This window comes from Amycolatopsis sp. (assembly GCF_036008905.1).
Lineage (GTDB): Bacteria > Actinomycetota > Actinomycetes > Mycobacteriales > Pseudonocardiaceae > Amycolatopsis.
In genome coordinates this window covers 17,686-28,334 of the sequence record NZ_DASYMU010000249.1, presented here as the reverse complement: position 1 = coordinate 28,334, position 10,649 = coordinate 17,686, and the positions used below count along the sequence as shown (strand labels likewise).

The 10,649-nt window shown below is 67.1% G+C and carries 8 protein-coding genes; 6 read left to right on the top strand and 2 right to left on the bottom strand.

Translation table 11 applies throughout. The features are described 5' to 3' along the window. Positions 1 to 70 precede the first annotated feature (70 nt). Positions 71 to 1,240 (bottom strand): saccharopine dehydrogenase family protein, encoded by a 1,170-nt coding sequence (locus VGP60_RS39840; protein WP_327553411.1) that lies wholly within the window; start codon positions 1,238 to 1,240, stop codon positions 71 to 73. Between the two features lie 170 nt (positions 1,241 to 1,410). Here VGP60_RS39840 and VGP60_RS39835 point away from each other — a divergent pair, with 170 nt between their 5' ends. Continuing rightward, positions 1,411 to 2,559, top strand: coding sequence for a methyltransferase domain-containing protein (locus VGP60_RS39835; protein ID WP_327553410.1), 1,149 nt, complete (start codon positions 1,411 to 1,413; stop codon positions 2,557 to 2,559). 2 nt (positions 2,560 to 2,561) lie between these two features. Here the strand turns inward: VGP60_RS39835 and VGP60_RS39830 are convergent, their stop codons facing one another. Next, a complete protein-coding gene (locus VGP60_RS39830) occupies positions 2,562 to 3,419 on the bottom strand; it encodes a nitroreductase/quinone reductase family protein (RefSeq protein ID WP_327553409.1) in 858 nt (285 codons plus the stop codon). Between the two features lie 91 nt (positions 3,420 to 3,510). Here VGP60_RS39830 and VGP60_RS39825 point away from each other — a divergent pair, with 91 nt between their 5' ends. The 5 genes from VGP60_RS39825 (at position 3,511) to hrpA (ending at position 10,195) form a co-directional block, all read left to right on the top strand. Continuing rightward, on the top strand, positions 3,511 to 3,963 hold the full coding sequence (locus VGP60_RS39825) for a MarR family winged helix-turn-helix transcriptional regulator (RefSeq protein WP_327553408.1): 453 nt from the start codon (positions 3,511 to 3,513) through the stop codon (positions 3,961 to 3,963). Between the two features lie 37 nt (positions 3,964 to 4,000). Next, the gene (locus VGP60_RS39820) at positions 4,001 to 4,564 is read left to right on the top strand and encodes a GNAT family N-acetyltransferase (RefSeq protein ID WP_327553407.1); all 564 of its coding nucleotides are present in this window, start codon (positions 4,001 to 4,003) and stop codon (positions 4,562 to 4,564) included. Further along, on the top strand, positions 4,565 to 5,014 hold the full coding sequence (locus VGP60_RS39815) for a MarR family winged helix-turn-helix transcriptional regulator (protein ID WP_327553406.1): 450 nt from the start codon (positions 4,565 to 4,567) through the stop codon (positions 5,012 to 5,014). It begins immediately after the preceding gene. A 59-nt stretch (positions 5,015 to 5,073) separates the two neighbouring features. Next, positions 5,074 to 6,237: a lactate 2-monooxygenase gene (locus VGP60_RS39810; RefSeq protein WP_327553405.1), complete on the top strand. Its 1,164-nt coding sequence runs from the start codon at positions 5,074 to 5,076 to the stop codon at positions 6,235 to 6,237. A 73-nt stretch (positions 6,238 to 6,310) separates the two neighbouring features. After that, a complete protein-coding gene (gene hrpA / locus VGP60_RS39805) occupies positions 6,311 to 10,195 on the top strand; it encodes an ATP-dependent RNA helicase HrpA (RefSeq protein ID WP_327553404.1) in 3,885 nt (1,294 codons plus the stop codon). Positions 10,196 to 10,649: the final 454 nt, after the last annotated feature.

Below are 10,649 nucleotides of genomic sequence, written 5' to 3'. Positions count from 1 at the left end.
TGTTAGAACACTCGTAGCCACTCACGAGCCACCCACTCAAGCCGCGCTTGCGTCCGTGGGCCCGCGCCGCCTAGAGGGTTTCGAACTTCAGGCCGGCGGTGATCAGGCGGGCCAGCAGGGCGTCGCCCATCGCGGCCGCGGTGGTGACCTGGCCGGACGTCGTCGGCAGGTCGTCGTGGGCGAGGCACAGCGCCGACTCCGACAGCATCTTCGCCGTCTCGTCGTAGCCAGGGTCGCCGCCGGAAACCTGCGTCACCACTCGTTTTCCGCCACCCTCGGCCAGGAACTTGACCGAGAACCACGAGCCCGCGCGCTTGGCGGCGTCCGGTCCGTCGCCGGGCTTGCGCAGATTCGACAGCGCCTTGCGGACGGGCGGGATCTGCGCGGCGGTGAACAGCGCGCCGAACCCGACGGCCCCGGCGGCGAGTACCGGCAGGTGCTTCACCGCGGCGAAGTGGCGATAGGTGAAGTCCGGGCCGTACTGCTCCAGCGCGGCGGCCGAGTGGCCGATGACCTGAGGGTCGATCGTCGGCAGTGGGACGGCCCACGACGTCGACGCGGGAATGCGGTGCGGGGTGCCCAGTGGCGTGTGCACCTTTCGCTTGGCGGGACGCGGTTCCTGGGCCGCGCGCTGCTTGGCGACGCGCGCCGCGGGCGCCATGCGGGCGAGCGCGTTGAGCGCGGTGTTGAAGGTGCCGCCCGAGAACGTGGCGCCGGCGCGGAGGTAGCCGTCGATCTTGATCGGGGCGTCGTCGGGCAGCTGCTTCACGGTGTAGAACACGCCGAGGTCATGCGGGATCGAATCGAATCCGCAGGCGTGCACCAGCCGGGCGCCGGTTTCGCGGGCGCGGGCGTCGTGCGCGAGGTACATGCGGTCGACGAACTCGGCCTCGCCGGTGAGGTCCACGTAGTCGGTCCCGGTTTCCGCGCACGCCGCGACCAGCGGCTCGCCGTACTGCAGATACGGGCCGACGGTGGTGATGACGACTTTGGTCGCCGCGGCGACCGCGCGCAGCGATGCCGCGTCGGTGACGTCGGCGTGCAGCAGCGGCAGCTCGGCGCAGGCCGGGGTGATCTCGGCGAGTTTCGTCCGCAGCGCTTCGAGTTTGGCGTGGTTCCGCCCGGCCAGTGCCCAACGCGTGTCCGCCGGAACGTTGCGTGCGAGGTACTCGGCGGTGAGTGCGCCGGTGAAGCCCGTCGCGCCGAAAAGCACTACGTCCTGTACACGGTCGTTTGCCACTTCAGGGACCTCCAGGCCGGGGTGGAACCCGCTCACCGTATCAGCTACCGTCGGTATCCAGATTTGCCGGACTGAGCTGTCATTCGGCCAAATGGTCAATGCTGGTACCGATTTTCCCGCTAGGTGGTCAAGATGGTTCTCGACAGTCGCCAACAGCGAAGGACCTGCCCATGACGACGACCGCGCCACTGTGGAGCGCGCGGGCGCGTGGACTCGCCGACCGCCTTTTTGGTGACGGTGTGTCACGAGATCCGGCCTGGCGTACTGCATTTGAGGGCACGCCGAGGCATGTCTTCGTGCCGAGCTTCTACCGTAAGGAGCATGACGCCGGCTGGGCCGAAATCGGCGGCGGTCAACCCGCTTGGCTTGAGGCCGTCTACTCGGATCTCACGCTCGTGACGGCGCTTGCCGGCAAGCCGCCCGTGCCCGTTTCGTCGGCGACTAGACCCGGCCTGCTCGTGTCGATGCTGGAAGCGCTCGACGTCCACGACGGCCATCGCGTGCTGGAAGTCGGCACCGGCACGGGGTTCGGCACGGCGATCCTGTGCCACCGGCTCGGCGCGGACAGGGTGTTCTCCGTCGACATCAGCGCCGACCTCGTCGAAGCCGCCCGCGAACGTCTCGCCGGGCTGGGCTACGCGCCGACGCTGATCGTCGGCCACGGCGCGCTGGGCCTTCCCGGCCGGGAACCGTTCGACCGCATCATGGCGACCTGCTCGGTACCGGCCGTGCCGTGGGCGTGGGCCGAGCAGCTCGCTCCCGGCGGCCAGGTGCTCGTCGACGTCAAGCCCGGGTTTTCCGCGGGAAGTCTCGTGCTGCTGCGCCGCTACGATGACCGTCTCGAAGGCCGGTTCCTGCCGGAGTGGGCGGCGTTCGTGGCCATGCGCGACGCCGATTCCGCGCCACACGAAGACGTCCGGCCGTCGTACGCCGACGAAGGCGCCATCTCGTCGACGCGGCTCGAACCCCGGCTCGACGACCTGCGCGTGCCCTGGTTCCTGGCGCATTCCCTGCTGCCGCAGGTCGCCGCCTTCGGTTCACGCGGCGAAGACGAACCCGAGTGGGTCACCTTCGCTGCCCGCGACGGCTCCTGGTGCGAGGTCGGCTCCGAGCCCGACCACCGCGGCTTCCGCCGAGTCCGCCAAGGCGGCCCGATCCGCATCTGGGACCGCTTCGAACGCGCCCACCGCCAATGGAAAGCCCTCGGCGAACCCGGCTGGGACCGCCTCGGCCTCACCGTCACCCCCGACGGCTTCCACCGCGTCTGGCTCGACGACCCCGACGGCGACTACCGCTGGCCCCTCCCACCCCTCGACTGACGTCAACTCAACGCCGGAAGCAACTGCTCCTCTTCGTAGGCGAAGTGTTCCTCCAGCCCTGACGCCAACCGCTCGAACTCGTCCCGCACCCGATCCCCGTCCGCCACGCCAAGATCCGCCAGCAACGCCTGGAGCTCGGTCAACGTCCCCGCGACCACGTGATGCTCCCGCCGAAGCCGGTCCAGCGCGGGCCGAAGCTCCGGAAACTGCTTCTCGAACTCGGTGAACACGCCGTCCTCACGGGTGTGGTGCACGCGCAACGCGTCGCAGAACGCCAGGCAATGCGTACTCAACCGCTTGCCCAGCCTCACTTCCGCCACGCGCCCGCCAAAGAAGTCGTCGACCTCTTTGCGGACCGTCGCGAGCTCGCCGCGGAGTTCGTCGTGCACCCGCACGAGGTACTCGCCGATCGCCCGGGTACGCGCCGGGTCCGCCGCGAGGTCGAGCCGCTTCAGCGCGATCACCGGGATCGTCCGCGTGGTCCCGGCTTGGTACGCCGCGAAAGCCGGGTCACGCTCGGCCTGCAACCGGAAGAACCGGTTGCGCTCTTCGCCGTCCAGCGGCACCGCGTCGGCCGCATACGTCTCGACGCCGTCGTCGAGGCCGATCTCCACGGTCACGCGTGGGTCGGCGAGCAGGTTCGCATACCAGTCCGGGTTCTTCGGCTGTCCGGCGTTGGAGGCGAACACCAGGATGCGGTCGCCGTCGGCCAGGTAGACCGCCGGATTGGTCCGGGGCCGCCCGGTTTTGGCACCCGCGGTGTGCAGCAGGACCAGCGGGGCGCCTTCGAACATGCCGCCCACCCGGCCGGCGTTGGTCCGGAATTCCTCGATGACCTGCTGGTTGAACGACGCTGTCATGGCATGCCTCTCGACTAACATCGGCTTGCAAAGCAGGTTTACTTTGCAAGCAAAGCTACTTTGAACTGAAAGCTATCGAGGTGAGGTGTCCGTGTCAACCGAGGGACCGGGCGTGGACGACGCCATCCGGACCATGTTGCTGTTCATGCCGCGCATCGTCGGGCGGGTCAAGAAGATCCGGATTCCCGATGAGCTGCAGTCGTTCTCACTCGCGCCACGGCACCTGTCACTGCTCGCGTACCTGCTGTTCGAGGGGCAGATGGGCGTCAACGAACTCGCCGCGCGGCTGGAGGTCGCGCCCGCGACGGTGAGCCTGATGGTGAGCGAGCTGAGCCGCAAAGGCATCCTGGAGCGGCATGAGGACGAGGCCGACCGGCGTCGAACGCTCGTGAGCATCGCCGACGCGCACCGCCCGGCGATCGACAGCTGGCTCGGCAAGGGTGCCACCGCGTGGCGCAAGGCGTTCGAGCCGCTGAGTGCCGGTGAACGGCAGATGTTCATCGACACATTGGCGGCATACGACCGGGAAATCGCCCAAGAATAGACTTCGGAACCCGGGCTGGTCACAAGAGAGAAGGCTGATGGTCGAGAACGGATTCACGGTGCGGACGGCGAAATCCTCCGAGATGGACGGTGTCGCCGAACTGCTTTCCCTGACCTTCATGGAAGATCCGGTCAGCCGGTGGCTCTTCCCCGACGAAAAACGCCGGCGTCAGGTACATCCGGAGTTCTTCAGCGCGTTCGCGGGATTCGCCTTCGACCACGGCGACGTGCGCGTGACCAGTGATTTCAGTGGCGCGGTGCTGTGGATTCCCGGTGGCCGAAGGGATCTTGTCGACAGGTTCGCCGCGCTGACCGACGACGAGCGCAAGCGGTTCGACGCGCTCGCCGGGCTGCGGGAGGCGAACGAGCCTTCGTCGCCGCATATGCAGGCCCAGTGTCTCGGGGTGCTGCCCCGACGTCGAGGCGCGGGCATCGGCGCCGCTTTGCTGCGGCAGCGGCAGGACGTCCCGGTGTACATCGAGGCCAGCTCGGCCGCGGGCGCGGCGCTGTGCCGGAGTCTGGGATTCGAGACCGACAAGACTTTCGGAGTGGAGGGCGGGCCGGAACTGGTGTCGATGTCGCGGCAGGCAGGGGGCTTGTGAGTGGCTAGGCTCAAACTGGCGACGTCGGCGTGGGAATCGCTGTTCCGCGCGCAGGTGTCGGTGATTCGCCGGTTGAACACCAAGGCCCGCGCCTACGACCTGCCGATGCGCGAGTACGACGTGCTCTACAACCTCAGCCGGTTTCCCGGTGGCAGGCTGCGGCTGCACGAACTCAACGAGCACATCCTCATGGATCAGTCGAGCCTGAGCCGGCTCGTCGAACGCATGGCGGCCGACGGGCTCGTGGCTCGTCTGCCGGATCCAGGCGACCGCCGTGGCACGGTCGTCGAGCTGACCGAGCGTGGCGCGGCCGAACAGCGGCGCGTCGGCGCCCAGCACGTGGCGGCGATCGGGAAGTTCGTGGGCGCCGCCCTCACCGCGGACGAACTCCGGACGCTGCAACGGCTATGCGACAAGCTGCGGACGGCGCAGGAGAGCATTCCCGACTGACCGTGTCATGGCCCAGGCTACCGGCCGGTACAGTGCCCTCCAGCGCAAGGAGGCGACTAGTGACCCAGCCGTTCGGCAGCTACCAGAACGAGATCTACCTGCAGGGATACGGTGGGAAGCTGCCACCGTTCACCACCGACGCCACGAAGCTCGAGGCGTCCGCGGAGAAGATCCTCGAGCCCGGCCCGTTCTCCTACGTCGCCGGTGCGGCCGGGTCCGGCGCCACCGCGCGGGCCAACCGCGAGGCGTTCGACCGCTGGCGGATCGTCCCGCGCATGCTCACCGACGCCACCCAGCGCGACCTGTCGACCACGGTCCTCGGCACCCGCCTGCCCGCTCCCGTGCTGCTGGCGCCCGTCGGCGTCCAGTCCATCGTGCACGCCGACGCCGAGTCCGCCACCGCCCGCGCCGCCGCGTCGCTCGGCTTGCCGTTCGTGCTGTCGACGGCGTCGTCCACCACCATCGAAGACGTCGCCACCGCGAGCGGCGACGGCCCGCGCTGGTTCCAGCTCTACTGGCCCGACGACCCGGACGTCTGCGCCAGCATCCTGGCCAGGGCGAAGAAAGCCGGGTTCACCACGCTCGTACTGACCCTCGACACCTGGACACTCGCCTGGCGACCGGCCGACCTCGACCAGGCGTACCTCCCGTTCCTGCAGGGCGAAGGTGTCGCGATCGGGCTCAGCGACCCGGTTTTCCGGGCCCGGCTGGAGAAAACGCCCGAAGAAGACCGGCCGTCGGCGATCCTGCGCTGGGTCCTGATGGTGACCGGCACCGACAAAAGCTGGGACCGGCTTTCGTTCCTGCGCGAGCACTGGGACGGCCCGATCGTGCTCAAGGGCATCCAACATGTCGACGACGCCCGTCGCGCGGCCGACGCCGGCATGGACGGGATCGTCGTGTCCAACCACGGCGGCCGCCAGGTCGACGGCGCGATCGGTGCGCTGGAGGCGTTGCCGGGAATCGCGAGTGCGGTCGGCGACCAGCTCGACGTGCTGTTCGACTCCGGCGTGCGGACCGGCGCCGACGTCATCAAGGCGTTGGCGCTGGGTGCGAAAGCCGTGCTGCTCGGGCGGCCGTGGGTCTACGGCCTGGCGCACGGCGGCGAGGCCGGGGTGGTCCACGTCCTGCGCAGCCTGCTCGCGGATCTGGACCTGACGCTGGGACTTTCCGGGCACCGCAGCATCGCCGAGCTCAGTCCGAGGTCATTGCAGCGGTCGTGATCGCGGGGCGCCTGGTCTCCTGAGTCATATTCGGAGGCCCCGGCGGTGACACACCGCTATCCTTGACAGAAGTATGTCTACGCAATCCTCCCTCGAAGGCCTTCGCGCCCGCCTGCCTGAGTTGATGCCGCGCGACGCGTACCGCCTGCGCAGGCGGCTCGAAGGCGCGCGCAAAGCCCGGGACAAGCAGTCCGTCGCCGAGCAGCTCGCCGCCGATTTCGACGCGGCCGAGCTGCGGGTGCAGCTTCGGCGCGAGTCGGTGCCGGAGCTGAAATACCCCGCTGAGCTGCCCATCAGTCAGCGCAAGGACGACATCGCCGCCGCGATCCGGGACAACCAGGTCGTGATCGTCGCCGGGGAAACGGGGTCGGGGAAGACCACGCAGCTGCCGAAGATCTGTCTCGAACTCGGCCTCGGCGTGCGCGGCCAGATCGGGCACACGCAGCCGCGGCGGCTCGCCGCGCGGACCGTCGCCGAGCGCATCGCGAGCGAGCTGAACACCGAACTCGGCGAGACCGTCGGCTACAAGGTGCGGTTCAGCGACCAGTCCGGGCAGAACACGCTGGTCAAGCTCATGACGGACGGCATCCTGCTCGCCGAGATCCAGACTGACAGGATGCTCCGCCAGTACGACACGCTGATCATCGACGAGGCCCACGAGCGCAGCCTCAACATCGACTTCATCCTCGGGTACCTCAAGCAGCTTCTGCCGCGGCGCCCGGATCTCAAGGTCATCATCACCTCGGCAACCATCGACCCGGAGCGGTTTTCGAAGCACTTTTCTGACGCGCCGATCGTCGAGGTGTCCGGGCGGACGTATCCAGTTGAAGTCCGCTACCGCCCGATCGTCGACCCTGACGACCCGAACGCCGACCAGGACCGCGACCAGACCTCCGCGATCGGCGACGCCGTCGAGGAGTTGATCGCCGAGGGCCAGGGCGACATCCTGGTGTTCCTCTCGGGTGAGCGCGAGATCCGGGACACCGCCGACGCACTGAACAAGCTAGATCTTCGTAACACGGAAGTTTTGCCGCTGTACGCACGACTTTCGTCCGCCGATCAGCATCGTGTGTTCCAGCGCCACGCCGGGCGCCGGGTCGTGCTGGCCACCAACGTCGCGGAAACCTCGCTGACCGTGCCGGGCATCAAGTACGTCATCGACCCCGGCACCGCGCGGATCTCGCGCTACAGCCACCGGACCAAGGTGCAGCGGTTGCCGATCGAGGCCGTGTCGCAGGCGTCGGCGAACCAGCGGAAAGGCCGTTGTGGACGGACGTCCGACGGTATCTGCATCCGCCTGTACACCGAAGACGACTTCGACGCGCGGCCCGAGTTCACCGATCCCGAGATCCTGCGGACCAACCTCGCTTCAGTGATCCTGCAGATGACTTCGCTGGGGCTGGGCGACATCGCGGCGTTCCCGTTCGTCGAGCCGCCGGACCGCCGTCAGATCACCGACGGTGTGCAGCTGCTGCAGGAACTCGGCGCGTTCGACCCGAAGGCCACCGAGGACTCCCAGCGCCTGACCGACGTCGGCCGCAAGCTCTCGCAGCTGCCCGTGGACCCGCGGCTCGGCCGGATGGTGCTCGAAGCCGCGGACCAGGGCTGTGTCCGCGAGGTCATGATCATCACCGCCGCACTGTCCATTCAGGACCCGCGCGAGCGGCCGTCGGAGAAACAGCAGGCCGCCGACCAGCAGCACGCGCGGTTCGTGGACAAGGATTCTGACTTCCAGACGTACCTGAATCTCTGGGAATACGTCACCGAGAAGCAGAAAGAGCTGTCCAGCAACCAGTTCCGCAAGATGTGCCGGGCCGAGTTCCTGAACTACCTGCGCATCCGGGAATGGCAGGACATCTTCAGCCAGCTGCGGCAGACGGCCAAACAGCTCGGTATCGCGCTGAACACCGAGCCCGCGGACTCGCAGCGCGTCACCACCGCGATGATCCCGGGACTGTTGTCGCACATCGGGTTGAAGGACCCGGCCAAGGGTGACTATCTCGGCGCACGCGGCGCCCGGTTCTCGATCTTCCCCGGTTCGGCGCTGCACAAGAAGCAGCCGCGCTGGGTGATGTCGGCCGAGTTGGTCGAGACGTCGAAGCTGTGGGGCCGGGTCAACACCAAGGTCGAGCCCGAGTGGATCGAACCGCTGGCCGCGCACATCGTGAAACGGTCCTATTCGGAACCGCACTGGGAACGTAAGCAGGGCGCGGTGATGGCGGTCGAGAAGGTGACGCTCTACGGCGTCCCGTTGATCGCCGATCGCCGGGTCAACTACGGGCGGATCGACCCCGAGCTGTCGCGCGAGCTGTTCATCCGGCACGCGCTGGTGGACGGGGACTGGCATACGAACCACCGGTTCTTCAGCGAGAACCGAGCACTGCTCGAAGAAGTCGAGGACCTCGAAAACCGCGCTCGGCGGCGCGACATCATGGTCGACGACGAAACGCTGGTCGAGTTCTACGACCAGCGAGTCGGCGCGGAAGTGGTGTCGGCACGGCATTTCGACACCTGGTGGAAGAAGACGCGGCGCGATCAGCCGGATCTGCTGAGCTTCGAAAAAGCCATGCTGATCAACGATTCCGCGGGGAACATCCAGGAGTCGGACTATCCGGATGTCTGGCGTCAGGGTGCGTTGAGTTTCCCGCTGACTTACCAGTTCGAGCCGGGTGCCGATGCTGACGGTGTGACGGCGCATGTTCCGCTCCTGGTGCTGAACCAGGTGACCGAGGACGGGTTCGACTGGCAGGTTCCCGGGCTGCGTGAAGAGCTGGTGACGGCGTTGATCAAGTCGTTGCCGAAGGTGATCCGGCGGAACTTCGTGCCCGCGCCCGATCATGCGAAGTTGGTGCTGTCGCGGGTCAGTCCCGTGGATGGGCCGCTGCTCGACGTTGTCGGTGAGACGCTGGAGGATCTGCGCGGGGTGGTCGTGCCGCATGATGCGTGGCAGCTCGCGGCGGTACCTGAGCATCTGAAGATCACCTTCCGGGTTCTGGATGAGAAGAGCCGGAAGTTGGCTGAGGGTAAGGATATCGAGGCGCTCAAGCATCAGTTGAGTGGTGAGGTCCGGGCCACGATTTCTGCCGCCGCGGATTCCATTGAGCGTTCGGGGTTGAAGACGCCCGCTTTTGGAGATCTGCCGCAGATCTTCGCTACCAAGCAGCGTGGGCATGATGTGAAGGCTTACCCGGCTTTGGTGGATGAGGGTGAGACCGTCGCTGTCCGGTTGCTGGATACGCCGGGACAGCAGGAGCATTCGATGTGGGCCGGGACGCGCAAGATGCTGCGGCTGAATCTGCCTTCGCCGGTGAAGTTCGTCATCCGCAGTTTGGGGAACCAGGCGAAGCTGGTTTTGAACCGGAATCCGCATGGCAGTGTTGCCGCATTGCTGGAGGACTGTATCGACTGCGCGGTGGACAAGCTGGTCACGGATAACGGCGGGCCGGTTTGGGATGAGGCCGGGTTCGCTGTGTTGCTGGAGAAGGTGCGGGGTGGGCTGCATTCCGGTGTACTGACGGTGTTGCGCGAGGTCGAGTCGATTTTGCGGGCTGCCAACGATGTTGAGACTCGGCTTGCGGATACACGCGGGCCCGCTCAGTCTTTGGCTGACATCCGGAAGCAGTTCGCTGGGCTGGTTCATGCCGGGTTTGTGACCGAGACCGGGCAGGATCGGTTGTCCGATGTGGTGCGGTATCTCCGTGGGATTGAGCGTCGGCTGGAGAAGCTGCCGACCGATCCGACTCGTGATCTTGAGCGGCTCGGGGATGTCGAGTGGCTCCTCGGGGAGTACCGGACCGCGCTTGAGGCTCAGCCTGTTGGCACTTCGTCGCCGGTGTTGAGTGACGTGCGGTGGATGATCGAGGAACTCCGCATCAGCTACTTCGCACAGACCTTGGGTACCGCTCATCCCGTTTCCACCAAACGACTCCTCAACGCCATCGACTCCGCCGCCCTCTGACGGTCCGGGGAATATGTCGACACTGTCCCCGGAGGGGTGCGGCCGGGTGGGTGGCTCGTGAGTGGCTACGAGTGTTCTAGCACTCGTAGCCACTCACGAGGGGCGACCAGCCGCTTTGCCGCGCGGGCTGTCTTGGGTGGGGCTGGCGTTCTGGGGGCAGGGTATTACCCCAAAGCGGCGTTGGGGGCGTTGAGTGCCCCCAACGCCGCTTTGGGGTAATCCTGGAGGGCTTGGCGGGGTACGGCTCAGAGCTGCGTGGTGCGTACAGGGGTATGGCTAGAAGCCTGTGTTTATTGGCAGGCGCGCGATCAGGTTTGCGTGACCAGGGCGTGGCATGTCGAGGTCGGTCACGACCGGTTCGGGGGCGCCCTGCTCCCGCAAACCTGGCCTTCGGCGAGCGCGCGCGGTGAAGACTTACGGCCGTGGCCGGCCGTAAGTCGTGGTGACCGGGTTT